The sequence below is a fragment of the Klebsiella sp. 64 genome, from assembly GCF_018223915.1.
Lineage (GTDB): Bacteria > Pseudomonadota > Gammaproteobacteria > Enterobacterales > Enterobacteriaceae > Klebsiella > Klebsiella pneumoniae.
This window is the reverse complement of record NZ_JAGRQZ010000012.1, coordinates 117491-133596: the sequence shown is the minus strand read 5'-3', so window position 1 is coordinate 133596 and position 16106 is coordinate 117491. Positions and strand designations below refer to the sequence as shown.

15 protein-coding genes are annotated in these 16106 nt (G+C 55.5%); 9 read left to right on the top strand and 6 right to left on the bottom strand.

Translation table 11 applies throughout. The features are described from left to right. Nucleotides 1–28: 28 nt before the first annotated feature. The 4 genes from garK to KHQ23_RS09740 form a co-directional block, all read right to left on the bottom strand. Nucleotides 29–1174 carry a glycerate 2-kinase gene (gene garK, locus KHQ23_RS09755; protein ID WP_004900844.1) on the bottom strand — a complete coding sequence of 382 codons (1146 nt, stop codon included), beginning with the start codon at nucleotides 1172–1174 and terminating at the stop codon, nucleotides 29–31. 64 nt (nucleotides 1175–1238) lie between these two features. Then, nucleotides 1239–2129 (bottom strand): 2-hydroxy-3-oxopropionate reductase, encoded by an 891-nt coding sequence (gene garR, locus KHQ23_RS09750; RefSeq protein ID WP_002917952.1) that lies wholly within the window; start codon nucleotides 2127–2129, stop codon nucleotides 1239–1241. 26 nt (nucleotides 2130–2155) lie between these two features. Continuing rightward, on the bottom strand, nucleotides 2156–2926 hold the full coding sequence (gene garL / locus KHQ23_RS09745; RefSeq protein WP_002917954.1) for a 2-dehydro-3-deoxyglucarate aldolase: 771 nt from the start codon (nucleotides 2924–2926) through the stop codon (nucleotides 2156–2158). A 26-nt stretch (nucleotides 2927–2952) separates the two neighbouring features. Further along, a complete protein-coding gene (locus KHQ23_RS09740; protein WP_004149911.1) occupies nucleotides 2953–4284 on the bottom strand; it encodes an MFS transporter in 1332 nt (443 codons plus the stop codon). Nucleotides 4285–4676: 392 nt separating this feature from the next. On the opposite strand from KHQ23_RS09740, the gene garD reads away from it, so the two are divergent. After that, the gene (gene garD, locus KHQ23_RS09735) at nucleotides 4677–6248 is read left to right on the top strand and encodes a galactarate dehydratase (protein WP_002917960.1); all 1572 of its coding nucleotides are present in this window, start codon (nucleotides 4677–4679) and stop codon (nucleotides 6246–6248) included. A gap of 54 nt (nucleotides 6249–6302) precedes the next feature. On the opposite strand, the gene KHQ23_RS09730 is transcribed toward garD, so the two are convergent. After that, on the bottom strand, nucleotides 6303–7253 hold the full coding sequence (locus tag KHQ23_RS09730) for a sugar kinase (RefSeq protein WP_002917963.1): 951 nt from the start codon (nucleotides 7251–7253) through the stop codon (nucleotides 6303–6305). Further along, complete coding sequence (locus KHQ23_RS09725) at nucleotides 7253–8056, bottom strand: DeoR/GlpR family DNA-binding transcription regulator (RefSeq protein WP_004218217.1); 804 nt, start codon at nucleotides 8054–8056, stop codon at nucleotides 7253–7255. The genes KHQ23_RS09730 and KHQ23_RS09725 overlap by 1 nt, the downstream gene beginning before the upstream one ends. Nucleotides 8057–8406: 350 nt before the next feature. Here KHQ23_RS09725 and KHQ23_RS09720 point away from each other — a divergent pair, with 350 nt between their 5' ends. The 8 genes from KHQ23_RS09720 (at nucleotide 8407) to KHQ23_RS09685 (ending at nucleotide 16078) form a co-directional block, all read left to right on the top strand. Further along, complete coding sequence (locus KHQ23_RS09720; RefSeq protein WP_002917968.1) at nucleotides 8407–9261, top strand: tagatose bisphosphate family class II aldolase; 855 nt, start codon at nucleotides 8407–8409, stop codon at nucleotides 9259–9261. A 24-nt stretch (nucleotides 9262–9285) separates the two neighbouring features. Continuing rightward, on the top strand, nucleotides 9286–10200 hold the full coding sequence (gene pfkB, locus KHQ23_RS09715; protein ID WP_002917970.1) for a 1-phosphofructokinase: 915 nt from the start codon (nucleotides 9286–9288) through the stop codon (nucleotides 10198–10200). 10 nt (nucleotides 10201–10210) lie between these two features. Beyond that, the gene (locus KHQ23_RS09710) at nucleotides 10211–11623 is read left to right on the top strand and encodes a PTS fructose transporter subunit IIC (protein WP_004149915.1); all 1413 of its coding nucleotides are present in this window, start codon (nucleotides 10211–10213) and stop codon (nucleotides 11621–11623) included. A gap of 10 nt (nucleotides 11624–11633) precedes the next feature. Then, nucleotides 11634–12449 carry an HPr family phosphocarrier protein gene (locus KHQ23_RS09705; RefSeq protein WP_009484028.1) on the top strand — a complete coding sequence of 272 codons (816 nt, stop codon included), beginning with the start codon at nucleotides 11634–11636 and terminating at the stop codon, nucleotides 12447–12449. A gap of 176 nt (nucleotides 12450–12625) precedes the next feature. After that, complete coding sequence (gatZ, locus tag KHQ23_RS09700) at nucleotides 12626–13897, top strand: tagatose-bisphosphate aldolase subunit GatZ (protein WP_002918071.1); 1272 nt, start codon at nucleotides 12626–12628, stop codon at nucleotides 13895–13897. Between the two features lie 14 nt (nucleotides 13898–13911). Beyond that, nucleotides 13912–14379: a PTS galactitol transporter subunit IIA gene (gene gatA / locus KHQ23_RS09695; RefSeq protein ID WP_002918116.1), complete on the top strand. Its 468-nt coding sequence runs from the start codon at nucleotides 13912–13914 to the stop codon at nucleotides 14377–14379. 26 nt (nucleotides 14380–14405) lie between these two features. Further along, nucleotides 14406–14690 carry a PTS galactitol transporter subunit IIB gene (gatB, locus tag KHQ23_RS09690; protein WP_002918119.1) on the top strand — a complete coding sequence of 95 codons (285 nt, stop codon included), beginning with the start codon at nucleotides 14406–14408 and terminating at the stop codon, nucleotides 14688–14690. A gap of 5 nt (nucleotides 14691–14695) precedes the next feature. Continuing rightward, nucleotides 14696–16078, top strand: coding sequence for a galactitol-specific PTS transporter subunit IIC (locus KHQ23_RS09685; RefSeq protein WP_002918121.1), 1383 nt, complete (start codon nucleotides 14696–14698; stop codon nucleotides 16076–16078). Nucleotides 16079–16106 lie beyond the last annotated feature (28 nt).

The following is a 16106-nucleotide window of genomic DNA, read 5'->3' as shown; positions in this document are numbered from 1 at the left end:
CGCAGTATAGAGGGTTTACCGCCCGTTGTCATCCCTCAGTGGTCATCCCAACCTGCAGGGTGGCAGCAATATTACGCGACGCGCGGTAAATATTATCAAACGCCCCGCGAAATGCCTCTTCCAGCGTCGAAACGGAAGTTAACACGCTGAATACGGCATCGATACCGTGCTGGTGAACCACGCCGACATCGTGAGTCAGGCTGCCAGCAATACCGATCACCGGCTTACGGTATTTCTTCGCCACCCGGGCCACCCCCACCGGCACCTTACCGTGAACAGACTGGCTATCGAGCCGCCCTTCCCCGGTGACCACCAGTGAGCAGTCATGGATTTGTTCTTCCAGCTTCAGCGCCTCGGTAACGATCTCAATCCCGCTGCGCAGCTCCGCATTGAGAAAGGCCATCAGCGCCGCGCCCATGCCGCCGGCCGCTCCCGCGCCGGGGATCGACTTCACGTCCACCTGCAGCGACGCCTTAATGACGTCGGCATAATGCGCCAGATTACGATCCAGCTCGACGATCATCGCCTCGGTCGCCCCTTTCTGTGGGCCAAAGATCCGCGACGCCCCACGCTCGCCCACCAGCGGATTGGTAACATCGCAGGCCACGTGGATCATCCTGTCACGTAAGCGCGGATCGATGGCGGAAAGATCGATCCGGCTCAGACGGCTCAAACTGCCCCCGCCATGGCCGATCTCTTGTCCCTCGGCGTCACAGAGGCGGGCGCCTAGCGCCTGCATCATACCCGCCCCACCGTCATTGGTCGCACTACCGCCGATGCCGATAATGATCCGTTCCGCACCATGCTCCAGCGCCTGTAATATTAGCTCCCCGGTACCCCGTGAAGTGGTAATGAGCGGGTTACGTTTGTCGGGCGGAACGAGCCCCAGACCGCTGGCTGCCGCCATCTCAATAAACGCGGTGACGCCGTCGCCGGACATGCCCCAGCAGGCCTTCACTCTCTCACCCAGCGGACCCGTTACCCATGCGAAATGTTCCTTTCCCTGCGTGGCGGCAATCATGGCTTCCACCGTTCCCTCGCCGCCGTCGGCGACGGGCAGGGAAACATACTGTGCATCAGGGAAAATTTCCCGAAATCCTTTTTCTATCGCCTGAGCTACCTCGCTGGCAGAAAGGCTTTCTTTGTAAGAGTCTGGGGCAATGACGATTTTCATAATTTTGTAGCCTGACAGTGCCGCGCAAGGCAAGCATAACAGGGCGCGCAGGGCGCCCTTCTTGTTAGCGAGTGACTTCCACTTTCGCCAGTTTTTCGTAATAGCACGCCAGCGCGCTATGGTCTGCAGTGCCGAGACCGTCCGCGCGCAGCGCCTGCATCATCTCCATCACCGCCGCCGTCAGCGGCAGTTGGGCGCCCACGCCGTGTGAGGTATCCAACGCATTGGCCAGATCTTTAATATGCAGGTCGATACGGAAACCCGGTTTGAAGTTACGGTCCATCACCATCGGGGCTTTGGCATCCAGCACGGTACTGCCCGCCAGACCGCCGCGAATAGCCTGATAAACCAGATCCGGATTGACGCCGGCTTTAGTCGCCAGGGTCAGCGCTTCAGACATCGCCGCGATGTTCAGCGCGACAATCACCTGGTTAGCCAGTTTGGTGACGTTGCCCGCGCCAATATCGCCGGTATGCACTACGGAGCCGGCCATCGCTTTCATCAGATCGTAGTATTTATCGAAGATCGCTTTATCGCCGCCGACCATGACCGACAGCGTGCCGTCGATGGCTTTCGGTTCGCCGCCGCTCACCGGCGCATCCAGCATATCAATACCTTTGGCTTTCAGCGCTTCGCTGATTTCCCGACTCGCCAGCGGCGCAATGGAGCTCATATCGATCACCACGGTGCCCGGTTTCGCCCCTTCAATAATGCCGTTTTCACCCAGCGCCACCTCTTTAACATGCGGAGAGTTCGGCAGCATGGTGATGATCACCTCGCACTGTTCGGCAATCGCTTTCGGCGTCGTCGCGGTCTCAGCGCCAGCGGCGATCACGTCGGCAATCGCTTCCGGGTTACGGTCAGACACCACCAGCGAGTAACCCGCTTTCAGCAAATTTTTGCTCATCGGTTTGCCCATAATGCCAAGACCGATAAAACCTACTTTGATTGTCATAATGTTCTCTCTCTTCATCCTGGTGATTATTTTTTAAACGCGTCGGCAAGTTTCTGGGTTGCAGAACGGAAGACGCCCAGATCGCTGCCAACGGCGACGAAGGTCGCGCCCCATTCCAGATAGCGGCGCGCATCGGCTTCCACTGGCGCCAGAATGCCGCTTGGCTTACCGTGCTTCTTCGCGCTGGCGAAGATATGTTGGATAGCGCGCTGCACCTCAGGATGGGCGGCATTGCCCAAATGGCCTAAGGCGGCGGCCAGGTCGCTCGGGCCGACAAACACACCGTCCACGCCCTCGGTCGCGGCAATCGCCTCGACGTTGTCTACTCCGGTCTGGCTCTCAATCTGCACCAGAATGGAAATGTTCTTGTTGGACTGGGCGAAGTAGTCCGGCACGGTGCCAAACATATTGCCGCGGTGGGAAACGGAGACCCCGCGGATCCCTTCCGGCGGATAACGGGTCGAAGCCACCGCCTGCGCCGCCTGTTCAGCCGTCTCGACAAACGGCACCAGGAAGTTATAGAAGCCGATGTCCAGCATACGCTTGATGATGATGGGTTCATTGGTCGGCACACGGACTACCTGCGCGCTGGAGCTACCTTTCAGGGCCATCAGCTGCGGAATGAGCGTGGTGACGTCGTTTGGCGCGTGTTCCGCGTCCAGCACCAGCCAGTCGAACCCCGCCAGACCCAGCACCTCGGTGCTAATCGGGTTAGCCAAAGCGCACCAGCAGCCAATCTGCACCTGATGCGCCGCCAGCGCGGCCTTAAATTTGTTCGGAAAAATTGCGTTATCCATGATTTTTACCTTGCGTTAATCGTTGCTTACTTCTGCAATTCCATACGTTTGATATCGCCAACCACAAACAGGTAGCAGACCATCATCATCAGCGCGGAGCCGCCAACAAAAATCAGTGCGCCATTAAATGAGTGCAGTTCGCTCACGATGTAGCCAATAACCAGCGGCGTGGCGATCGAGGCCACATTGCCAAAGACGTTGAATACCCCGCCGCACAGGCCAACAATCTCCTTCGGCGCGACATCCGAGATAACCGGCCAGCCCAGCGCGCCAAAGCCTTTGCCAAAGAACGCCAGCGCCATAAGCGTAATGACCAGCGGCGTGCTGGCCGTGTAGTTACACAGGATGATGGACGACGCCAGCAGCATTCCCAGCACAATGGGCAGCTTACGCGCAAAAGTCAGCGTGCAGCCGCGGCCAATCAGATAATCCGAAAACAGCCCGCCCAGTACGCCGCCAGCAAAGCCAAACAGCGCCGGAATCGAAGCCACAAACCCCACTTTCAGAATCGACATTCCCTTGTCCTGCACGAGGTAGATCGGAAACCACGTCAGGAAGAACCATGTAATGGTATTCAGGAAATACTGACCGAAAAATACGCCTAACATCATTCGGTTAGTCAGCAACTGGCGGATATAGTCCATCTTCGGCCCGGCCGCCGGGGTGGCCTCTTTTTTATGGTCCATATCGACCACTGCGCCGCCTTCTGAGATATATTTCAGCTCCGCGGCGGACATTCGCGGATGATCGGTGGGGTTATGCACAAACTTCACCCAGATGATGGTGAGCACAAACCCTATTATCCCCATCACGGTAAAGACATGTTCCCAGCCCAGCGCGAAGGTCAGCCAGCCGAGCAGCGGCGAGAACAGAGCCAGCGAGAAGTACTGAGCGGCATTAAAGATAGCTGAAGCCGTACCCCGCTCTTTGGCCGGAAACCAGGCCGCCACAATGCGGGCGTTGGCGGGAAACGAGGGCGCTTCGGAAAAGCCCAGCATAAAACGCATAAAGAACATGGAGACCCCGGCCCAGGCGAGCGGGAACACATCAATAAAGCCTTGCAGGAAGGTAAACAGTGACCAGAAAAACAGACTGTATGAGTAAACCTTTTTCGAGCCAAATTTATCCAGCAGCCAGCCGCCAGGGATCTGCATCAGCAGATAAGCCCAGCCGAAGGCGGAAAAAATGTATCCCATCGACACCGCGCTGAGCCCCAGCTCTTTCGCGACTTCAGTACCGGCGATAGACAAGGTCGCGCGGTCGCCATAGTTCACTGCCGTCACCACAAATATCATCAACAGAATTAAATAGCGGGTCGGTATTCCTTTTTTTTCATCTAATGTAGAATCCAAAATCATTTAGACATTCCTCGGGCACAGAACACCTTTTATAATTGTTTTAAGTGGTTTCTGATTTATTTAAAAGACGATATTGAAATTGTCTATTCGCATATCGATCACCTCAAAAACATGACTCAGTATAATCAGCACGCCCCCGCCAGACACTATGCATACCCACAATATAAAGTTATTATTTAAATCCATAATTGTGCTTATGCCATAAGTCATGGGCGCTAATCCACACTTCTTACGATTGCCTGCCCTGCAGAGGTTAGCGTCATAAAAAGGAGTGATGCCGATCACATTTTAAAATCAACTCAGCTGACATCCTTTATTCCATCATACTGATACGTAGCAAATGAATTAGCGTTTTATTTTATTATTAGCACCTGTTTGGAGATGACTGGACAATGGCTGACATTGCAATTCGACAACAATCGCCGACCGCGTTTTATATTAAAGTTGACCCGACAGATAATGTGGCGATTATTGTCAACGATCGCGGCTTAACCGCCGGAACGCGTTTCCCGGACGGCCTGACGCTCGTCGAGCATATCCCGCAGGGTCACAAAGTTGCCCTGGTGGATATCCCCGCCCATGGTGAAATCATCCGCTACGGCGAAGTCATTGGCTATGCCGTACGCGATATCCCGCAGGGAAGCTGGATTGACGAGTCGCTGGTGGAGCTGCCCACCGCCCCGCCGCTGAATACCCTGCCGCTGGCCACTAAAGTGCCTGAACCGCTACCGCCGCTGGAAGGTTACACCTTCGAAGGCTACCGCAATGCTGACGGCAGCGTGGGTACCAAGAATCTGCTGGGTATTACCACCAGCGTGCACTGCGTCGCTGGCGTGGTCGATTACGTGGTGAAAATCATTGAACGCGACCTGCTGCCAAACTATCCCAACGTCGATGGCGTGGTGGGCCTGAATCATCTCTACGGCTGCGGCGTGGCGATTAATGCGCCGGCGGCGGTAGTGCCGATTCGCACCATTCATAATATCGCCCTCAACCCAAACTTCGGCGGCGAGGTGATGGTCATTGGCCTCGGCTGTGAGAAGCTGCAGCCGGAACGCCTGCTGCAGGGCACGGAAGACGTCAAAAGTATCCCGGTGGACAGCGCCAGCATCGTCAGCCTGCAGGATGAAAAGCATGTTGGTTTTAAATCGATGGTCGATGACATTCTGCAGGTCGCCGAGCGCCACCTGGCGAAACTGAACCAGCGCCAGCGGGAAACCTGCCCGGCCTCTGAGCTGGTGGTCGGGATGCAGTGCGGCGGCAGCGACGCCTTTTCAGGCGTGACCGCCAACCCGGCGGTAGGTTACGCGTCCGACCTGCTGGTGCGCTGCGGCGCGACGGTGATGTTCTCGGAAGTGACCGAAGTACGCGACGCCATTCATCTGTTGACCCCGCGGGCGATTAACGAAGAGGTCGGTAAACGTCTGCTGGAAGAGATGGCCTGGTACGATAACTATCTTGATATGGGCAAAACCGACCGCAGCGCTAACCCCTCCCCCGGCAACAAGAAAGGCGGTCTGGCCAACGTGGTGGAAAAAGCGCTGGGGTCGATTGCCAAATCAGGGAAAAGCGCCATCGTTGAGGTGCTCTCTCCGGGGCAGCGTCCGACCAAACGCGGCCTCATTTACGCCGCAACCCCCGCCAGCGATTTTGTCTGCGGCACCCAGCAGGTAGCCTCTGGCATCACGGTGCAGGTATTCACCACCGGTCGCGGTACGCCGTACGGACTGATGGCGGTACCGGTGATAAAAATGGCGACCCGTACCGAGCTGGCCAACCGCTGGTATGACTTAATGGACATTAACGCCGGGACCATCGCCACTGGCGAAGAGACGATTGAGGATGTCGGGCGGAAGCTGTTCGAATTTATTCTCGACGTCGCCAGCGGACGCAAAAAAACCTTCTCCGATCAATGGGGCCTGCACAACCAGCTGGCGGTATTTAACCCGGCGCCGGTAACCTGATCGAGAGCGTAAGGATTTAACCACTTTTAGCCCGGATCTATCCGGGCTTGTTGGTTAGGGATGCTGGGCGGCAAGAAAAGCGCTGATCTCCGCCTGCGTCGAGGTGCCTTCCATGGGGCCGCGTTGGCTAATCGCCAGCGAGCCGCTGGCGTTTGCCCATCTCAGCGCCTCCCGGGGCGTGGCGCCATTGAGGAACAGACTAACAAAAGTGGCGCCAAAGCAATCCCCGGCACCAGTCGGATCCACCACCGGCACGCTGAAGCCGGCGACATGGTGCGTCTCGTTGGCGCTAAAGTAGCTTGCGCCACGCGGCCCGCGTTTAATCACCACATGCTTCACGCCGCGTTTCAGTAGCTTATCAACCAGGACCTGCTCATTGCGTTCCGGATTGAGACCAAAGTAATCCAGCTCGCCATCGCTCGGCAGGAAGATATCGGTGTAGTCGAGGATATATTCAAAGGCCTGCGACATCTCCGGGATGTTCAGCATCTCTTTGCGAATATTTGGGTCGAACGATACTGTGCCGCTGCGGCCTTTAATGTTTTCAATCGCTTTACGCATCGCATCGATAATACGGAACGAGAATAGCGATGACCCCATAATATGAAAATGCTGACACTGATTTAGCAACGCTTCGTCAATGTGGTCGGCAGTCAGCAGACCGCAGGCGCTGTTAGGCATATTAAAAATAAAATCGCGCTGCGCCTGGCTACGATAGCTGACGAAGGCGCTACCGGTAGTCGCTTTCTGCAGCATAGCGATGCCGTTGACGTTGACGCCGTCTTTCTCCAGCCGCGCAATATTCATCTCGCCAAATGCGTCGTTGCCCACACAGCTAAACAACACGGAGCCGAAACCCAGCTTTGCCACCTGATCGGCAAATATTGCCGGCGCCCCGCTGGGATAGGGCCCCCAAAATTCACCGGGACGGGAAAACCCCTGATTCTCTTCCTTGGCGAGAAACTCCACCAGCAGCTCGCCGATGGTGCAAATGGTTACGTTCATCACCGCTCCTGGTTTGTCTTATGCAAAGCCGTGTTGAGCCATGTCAGGCATTCATTGTTGGTATAGCTGTTGGTCAAACCCGCGGCGAGGAAGCAGGCATGGTACTCTGCCGCGACGACCTGAGGGGTCACGACGCTGCTGATCTGCTGTAATTCACCCACAGCATAACGTTTCTCGCCATAGACCGGCCGGGAAGCGACAATCGCAATGACTCGTTTACTCTGGGCCACCGCTTCGCTTAACAAATGTGCCGTAACCTCGTTACGCACGCTTAGCGTGCCGTCTTCAGCAATGTGGTCCACCGCTATCAGCGCACGTGAAGGGCGGTAATGACCCAACGCCTTCAGCGCCAGTTCGCCCTCCACAATCCGCCCCTGACCGGACAACACCCCGCCAAGCAGAACGGTTTCCCCATTTAAAAACTCCTGCGCCAGCGCGACGTGGCCCAGATCATTTAATAGCAGGCAAAGCTCTTCTCTGTTGGCCAGAAAGGGGATCACTTTACGCAAAATGGAACCCTGGCCTAGAAACAGCGTTTCGCCATTTTCTATCTGCGCCGCCACCTGGCGAGCCATTTCCGTCTCCAGCGCTTTATCTCTGACGGCAGGCGCTTCTCGGGTCATCGCAACCGGCGCGCCAGCCTGGGCGGTATAAATCGCCCCGCCAAAAGAGCGTTTCAAGTAGCCCTGCTGCTCGAGGTAGTTGAGATCGTTACGGATTGTCACCCCGGAAACAGCCAGCATTTCTGCCAGATCGTCGACTTTGATCTCGCCGTTCTTACGAACGATCTCTGCGATGTCCAAGCGCCTTTTCAGCAAGCTGGTTGACGGTTTTGCCACGGTTTATGCCTTATTATTTTCTCCTGGAATAACTTTCATTTTTAAATTTCCCTCTTGCAATGTCAAACCGCGGCTGTAGCCCTATCCCGCCATCAATCAGCAAATCGATATTAATCATGTAGTTACAAATTGGCACCTTACCAACTTAAACTTTAAAAAAGAAACCTTATAAATACTATTAACTTTCATTTTAAAAATTAATTCATCATTGTGTGCGGTGGATCACACCTAAAAGGCGAGACGATCGTTACATTACTTTCAAACTGAAGGTTATTAACCAAAAATAACTTACAAGATGAAAACAGAGGACTAAAATGTACATCATTTCCAGTAAAAACATGCTATTAAAAGCTCAGCGACAGAGTTATGCCGTGCCGGCTTTCAATATCCATAACCTCGAAACCATGCAGGTCGTTGTTGAAACGGCGGCTGAGTTGCGCTCCCCCTTGATCCTTGCCGGCACCCCCGGTACCTACAGCTATGCCGGCACCGGCAACGTGGTGGCGATCGCCCGCGATCTGGCAAAAAAGTGGGATCTCCCGCTCGCCCTGCACCTCGATCATCACGAGGATCTGGCTGATATCACGCGCAAAGTGCAGGCAGGGATCCGCTCGGTCATGATCGATGGCTCTCACTCACCGTTCGAGGAGAATGTGGCACTGGTAAAAAGCGTGGTGGAGTTGAGCCACCGCTATGATGCCAGCGTTGAAGCCGAGCTGGGCCGTCTGGGCGGAGTTGAAGACGATCTGGTGGTCGATGCTAAAGATGCGCTCTATACCAACCCCGAACAGGCCCGCGAATTTGTCGCTCGTACCGGTATTGATTCGCTGGCCGTCGCCATTGGTACCGCGCACGGCCTTTACACCGCCGAACCGAAGCTTGATTTTGAGCGCCTGGCGGCTATTCGCGACTGCGTTGACGTTCCGCTGGTTCTGCATGGCGCTTCCGGCCTGCCGGATAGTGATATTCGTCGCGCCATTTCTCTGGGCGTATGCAAAGTCAACGTCGCCACCGAACTAAAAATCGCTTTCTCGGATGCGCTGAAAGCCTACTTCCTGGAAAATCCGGGCGCCAACGATCCTCGTCACTATATGAAACCGGCGAAAGCGGCAATGAAAGAGGTCGTTCGCAAAGTCATTCACGTTTGTGGCTGCGAAGGACAACTGTAATCAGCGGATCGAAGGAGCCTTGTTGTGATCCACACCCTGACACTGAATACCGCGATCGATATGAATATCTTTTGCGATCCGCTCCAGCCGGCGGCAGTCAACCGCACCCGGCAAACGGAATATTGCCCGAATGGTAAAGGGGTTAACGTCTCGCTGGTATTACATCATTACCAGCAGCCAACCCATGTCATGGGCATATTCGGCGGTTTTACCGGCCGCTATATCGTTGAGGAACTACGCAAACAGCATATTAATGTCACACCGGCATGGGTCGCTGAACCGACCCGTATAAATATATTTATTAACGACGGCAGTGATGAATACAAACTGGTAAATCCCGGCGCGCGGATTGACGATGAAGGAAAAGAACAAATTCTTCACCATTTACAGTGCGTCGCGCCCGGTGATTATTTAGTTATCAGCGGCAGTCTGCCACCGGGAATAGAGAGCCGGTTCTATAGCGAGATTCTGGTGCTGTGCCAGCAGAAAGGGTGTGAAGTCATCTTAGATATCAGCCACCCGGTGCTGCGCCAGCTGTTAGAGTGGCGTCCACTATTGATTAAACCCAATGACGACGAGCTGAAAGAGATCTTTGGTCTGGATGTCAGCAGCCCCCGGCGGGTACGCGAAGCAATGCAAACGCTCCACCAGCTCGGGGCTCGCAATGTTCTGCTGACCCTTGGCGCGCAAGGGCTCTATTTTTCGAACGGCGCGCAACTGTGGTTCTGCTCGGCACCGAAAATCGAACTGGTCAGCTCGGCCTGCGCCGGCGATGCCGCGCTGGGTGCATTCCTCAGCCATTGGCTTAACACAGACGATATTCCCCAGGCCCTGGCGCTGGCCAGCGCCACCGGCGCTGATGTGGCCGCCTCCGCCGGGCTGGGTAAATTAAACCGTACGCAAGAATTATTACAACAACTTCAGATCGTCCAATTATAAAGGTCCGATTATGAAAAAAATTATTGCCGTGACCGGCTGCCCTACAGGTATTGCTCATACATTTATGGCTGAAGAGGCCTTAAAAACCGCAGCGAAAAAATTAAACGTTGAAATAAAAGTCGAAACCAATGGCGCTTCCGGCGTAGAAAACGCCATTACGCCGGAAGACCTGAAGGATATTTATGGCGTGATTATCGCTGCCGATAAAGATGTTAATGCCGAACGTTTTAATGGTTTACCGGTTATTGAGGTGCCGGTTAAAGAAGCCATTCATCATCCGGCGGAATTAATTAATAAAGTCGTTAACGGTCAGGCGCCGCGTCGTCAGGGATTCTCCGCGGCAACGGATCCAGACGAGAAATATGAGCGAGAATCGTTCGGCCGACAGATTTACAAACATCTGATGAGCGGCGTTTCCAACATGCTACCGTTCGTTGTCGCCGGCGGGATCTTAATCGCTGTATCTTTCTTATGGGGCATCTACTCCGCCGACCCGAATTCACCGCAGTATAACGTGATTGCCGCCACGCTGATGAAAGTCGGTCAGCAGGCGTTCTCGATCATGGTGCCGGTGTTTACCGCCTACATTGCCTGGTCGATATCTGGCCGCCCTGGCATGGTTGCCGGTTTTGTCGGCGGTCTGCTGGCGAACGCCACCGGCGCCGGGTTTCTCGGTGGGATCATCGCCGGTTTTGCCGCCGGATATTTTATGCTGCTGATCCGTCATCTGCTCGACGGTCTGCCGCGCCAGTACGAAGGGCTGAAGTCGATCTTTATTATGCCGCTGATCGGCGTCCTGGTGATCGGCGTGATGATGGTTCTGCTCGGCCAGCCGGTGGCAGCGATCAACAATGGCATGATGAACTGGCTCAGCTCTTTACAGGAAGCCAACCCAATCCTGCTGGGGATCGTGGTAGGCGCAATGTGCTCCTTCGACTTCGGCGGGCCGGTCAACAAAGCGGCCTATGTCACCGGTACGTTGCTGCTGGGTCAAGGTAACTACTTCTTTATGGCCGGTGTATCTGCCGCCTGCATCACGCCGCCGCTGGTCATCGCTCTGGCGACCACGTTCTTTCCGAAAGGCTTTAGCGAGGAGGAACGCGCCGCCGGGATGGTCAACTATATCCTCGGCTGCACACACATTACCGAAGGTGCAATTCCCTTTGCCGCCAAGGATCCGCTGCGGGTGATCCCGATGATGATGATCGCCTCCTCAATTTCTGCGGTACTCAGCTACAGCCTGCATATTCAGGTTCCGGCACCGCACGGCGGCTTCTTAATCCTGCCGCTGGTCAGTAAACCGTTGATGTGGGTGCTGTGCATTCTCGCCGGTTCCGCCTGCGGGGCACTTATGCTGGGATGCTGGCGGCTGTGGCAAAAACGCACTGACAAAGCGACAGCTCTTGCTGGCGCCATGAAATAAGGAGCAAGCTATGCAACTGACTTCTGCCGATATTTGTTTCGATCGTCAGGTCAAAACAAAAGACGAGGCGCTACAGCGTGTCGTTGCAGCCCTGACCCATGCCGGACATACGCGGGCAGACTATCTACAAGGCATGCGCGAGCGCGAGGGGCAAATCAGCACCTATCTGGGCAACGGCATTGCCATTCCCCACGGTACGCCGCACAGTCGCGACGCAGTGCTTAAAACGGGCGTTAAGGTGCTGGCTTGTCCGCAGGGGGTTGACTGGGGTGAGGAGCAAACCGCCTATCTGATTGTCGGTATCGCGGCTCAGGACAATGAGCATCTCGATATTTTGCGCCAGCTCACCCATGCTCTGGGCGATGATCGAGTACCTGAGGCGCTGACGCGCGCTGATACCCCCCAGGCGGTGCTGGAAATTCTCGCCGGCGACATTCCTCTGCCAGCAGGCGAAGAACCACAACCCGCGCCGCAATTTGACGAAGAGGCCACCTTTACCCTGCGTAATCCGCACGGGCTACATGCCCGTCCCAGCGCGGTGCTGGTGAAAGCCGTCAAGCAGTGGCGATCGCAAATCCGGGTCGAAAACCTTGATACGCGCTCCGCCATTGTTGATGCCAAGAATCTGATGCGCGTCGTATCGCTGGGCGCCAAACAGGGTCATCGTCTGCACTTTATGGCCAGCGGCAACGATGCACAGCAGGCGTTAAAAGCCATTGGTGACGCTTTTAACGCCGGTCTCGGCGAAATTGCCGCCCAGCCGCAGCAGGTCTCCCAGGAAGCCGTCAAAACGAAACGCAGCTGGCTATCCCGACTATTTAGTTAATTTTCAATCAATTAAAAACGCCCTGTCTTCGTGATCAGGGCGTTTTTGTCTCGAAAGACGATACCTTTCACTGCGTTACACCACTATTTATCGATACAGATCACAAATCAAAACAAAGCCATTTGCGACCAAAACAAAACATAACGAATATATTCGAAAGAAAACGGAGGTTGTAAATGAAAGACATTATCACTCGCCATAAGTCAGGCGAACATATCGGTATCTGTTCAGTATGTTCGGCGCATCCGCTGGTTATCGAAGCGGCGTTACGTTTCGACCTGTCGACCAACAATAAGGTGCTGATCGAAGCGACGTCCAACCAGGTGAATCAGTTTGGTGGCTACACCGGCATGCAGCCGGCCGATTTCCGCGACTTCGTCTACAACATCGCGCGTACCGTCGGTTTTCCGGCGGAGCGCATTATTCTTGGCGGCGACCATCTTGGACCGAACTGCTGGCAAGACGAACCGGCCGCCGTGGCGATGGAAAAATCAATCGACCTGATCAAAGCCTACGTCGCCGCCGGCTTTAGTAAAATCCATCTCGATGCATCAATGTCCTGTGCTGACGATCCGGTGCCGCTGGATCCTGGTGTGGTTGCTGAGCGCGCCGCTCGCCTGTGTCAGGCTGCCGAAGAGACCGCCAGCGATGAGCAAAAGCGCCACCTGACCTACGTCATCGGGACCGAAGTTCCGGTTCCTGGCGGCGAGGCCAGCACCATCGGCAGCGTACATGTCACCCGGGCGCAGGATGCCGCCGCGACGCTCGAAACCCATGAAGCCGCCTTCCGTAAGCTGGGGCTCGACGCCGCGCTGGAGCGAGTTATCGCCATCGTCGTGCAGCCCGGCGTGGAGTTCGACCATACGCAAATCATTCATTACCAGCCGCAGGAAGCGAAAGCGCTCTCCGCCTGGATCGAAAGCACCCCGATGGTCTACGAAGCGCACTCCACCGACTACCAGACCCGCCAGGCTTATCGTGCGCTGGTCCGCGACCACTTCGCCATTCTGAAAGTCGGCCCGGCGCTCACCTTTGCCCTGCGTGAAGCCATCTTTGCCCTCGCCCAAATGGAAAATGAGCTGATCGCCCCGGAGTCTCGCAGTCGCGTGATGGAGGTGATCGACGAAGTGATGCTTAACGAACCCGGCTACTGGAAAAAATACTATCGCCCCACCTGGAGCCAGGCGATGGTCGATATCCACTTCAGCCTTTCCGACCGTATCCGTTATTACTGGCCGCATCCGCGTATTCGCCAAAGCGTTGAGAAACTTATCGCTAATCTGACCGACGCTAAACTACCGCTGGGGCTTATCAGCCAGTATATGCCGGTGCAGTTTGAACGACTGTCGCTGAATGAACTGAACGCCGAGCCGCACGCGCTGATCCTCGACAAAATCCAGGATGTCCTGCGTGCCTATCGCTACGGCTGTTCTTCTGAAACCGCGTGAAGTTAAGAGGATATATGAGTCAACTGTTTGTTCGTACCGGCATTCATTTCAGTTCCAGTCAGCAGGCACTGGAACACATTGGCGCAGAGATGCTGGCGCGAGGCGTCGTACATGACAGCTATCCCGCCGCCCTGCTCGAACGCGAAGCGACTTTTCCCACCGGCATCGCCCTGGAGAAGCATGCTGTCGCTATCCCGCACTGCGAAGCGATCCACGCGAAATCACCGGCCATTTACCTGATACGTCCGGACATGCCGGTCTCTTTTCAGCGCGCTGACGACGACGGCGAAATCGACGTTTCGCTCATCATCGCGCTGATTGTTGAAAACCCGGCGGCACAGCTGAAGCTGCTGCGCCGGTTATTTAGTGAGCTACAAAATCCGCACACGCTGGAGGCACTGCTCGCCGCTTCCGACGATCGGCTGCCGGTGCGGTTCCAGCAATTAATCCTTGAGCCCGAGCTTAGCGCCGTGGCTTCATAAGATACTGATAATAAAAGGGGTACCCTATGAAACGTAAAGTTATCGTCGCCTGCGGCGGTGCCGTCGCCACCTCCACGATGGCGGCAGAAGAGATTAAAGAGCTATGTGCAGACCACAATATTGAACTGGATTTGGTGCAGTGCCGGGTCAATGAAATCGAAACCTACATGGACGGGGCGGACCTGATCTGCACCACCGCGCGCGTGGAGCGGACCTTCGGCGACATTCCGGTGGTGCACGGCATGCCATTCGTCTCGGGCGTCGGCATTGAAGCCTTACAACAGAAAATCCTCGGCATCCTCGCGGAGTAAACGCCATGTTTAGCGAAATCATGCGTTATATCCTCGATCTCGGTCCGACGGTGATGCTGCCGATCGTGATCATTATCTTCTCCAAATTACTGGGGATGAAGCTCGGGGATTGTTTTAAATCCGGTCTACATATCGGGATCGGGTTTGTCGGCATCGGGCTGGTCATTGGCCTGATGCTCGACTCCATCGGCCCGGCGGCAAAGGCGATGGCGGAGCATTTCCAGATTAATCTTCACGTGATAGACATCGGTTGGCCGGGTTCATCACCGATGACCTGGGCGTCGCAAATCGCCCTGGTGGCGATCCCGGTGGCCATCGCGGTCAATATCGTGATGCTGGTTACCCGTATGACCCGCGTGGTGAATGTTGATATCTGGAACATCTGGCATATGACCTTTACCGGCGCAATGCTGCATATCGCGACCGGGTCGTACTGGATAGGTATTCTCGGCGTGGTGGTGCATGCTGCTTTTGTGTATAAGCTGGGCGATTGGTTTGCCAAAGATACCCGCGATTTCTTCGGCCTCGAGGGTATTGCGATCCCGCACGGCAGTTCGGCGTATTTAGGGCCAGTTGCCGTCCTCGTGGATACCATCATCGACAAGATCCCCGGTCTTAACCGTATTCACTTTAGCGCCGATGACATTCAGAAACGCTTCGGCCCCTTCGGTGAACCGGTTACCGTTGGCTTCGTCATGGGGCTGGTGATTGGCGCGCTGGCGGGTTACGACCTGAAGGGCATTCTTCAGCTGGCGGTGAAAACCGCAGCGGTGATGCTGCTGATGCCCCGGGTGATCAAACCGATTATGGATGGCCTCACCCCGATAGCCAAACAGGCGCGTAAACGTCTGCAGGCTAAATTCGGCGGCCAGGAATTCCTGATTGGTCTCGATCCGGCGCTGCTGCTCGGTCATACCTCGGTAGTCTCGGCCAGCCTGATTTTCATCCCGCTGACCATTCTTATCGCCGTCGTGGTCCCTGGCAACCAGGTTCTGCCATTTGGTGACCTGGCCACCATCGGCTTCTTCGTAGCGATGGCAGTGGCTGTACATCAGGGCAATCTGTTCCGCACGTTGATTTCCGGGGTCATCATTATGGGAATCACCCTGTGGATCGCCACCCAGACCATTGGCCTGCACACCCAGCTGGCGGCAAACGCCGGGGCCCTGAAAGCCGGCGGCATGGTGGCCTCAATGGACCAGGGTGGTTCGCCGATTACCTGGCTGCTGATCCAGCTCTTTACCTGGCAAAATGTGGTTGGCTTCGCGGTCATCGGCATCATCTATCTGGCCGGCGTTCTACTGACCTGGCGTCGCGCTCGCGGCTTCATCGCCGCGGAAAAAGCAGAAAAAAGCGCTGCCCCGCAACAAAGTACAGGCATGTCTTGATCTAAAAGGGGAGCGTTCGCTCCCCTGA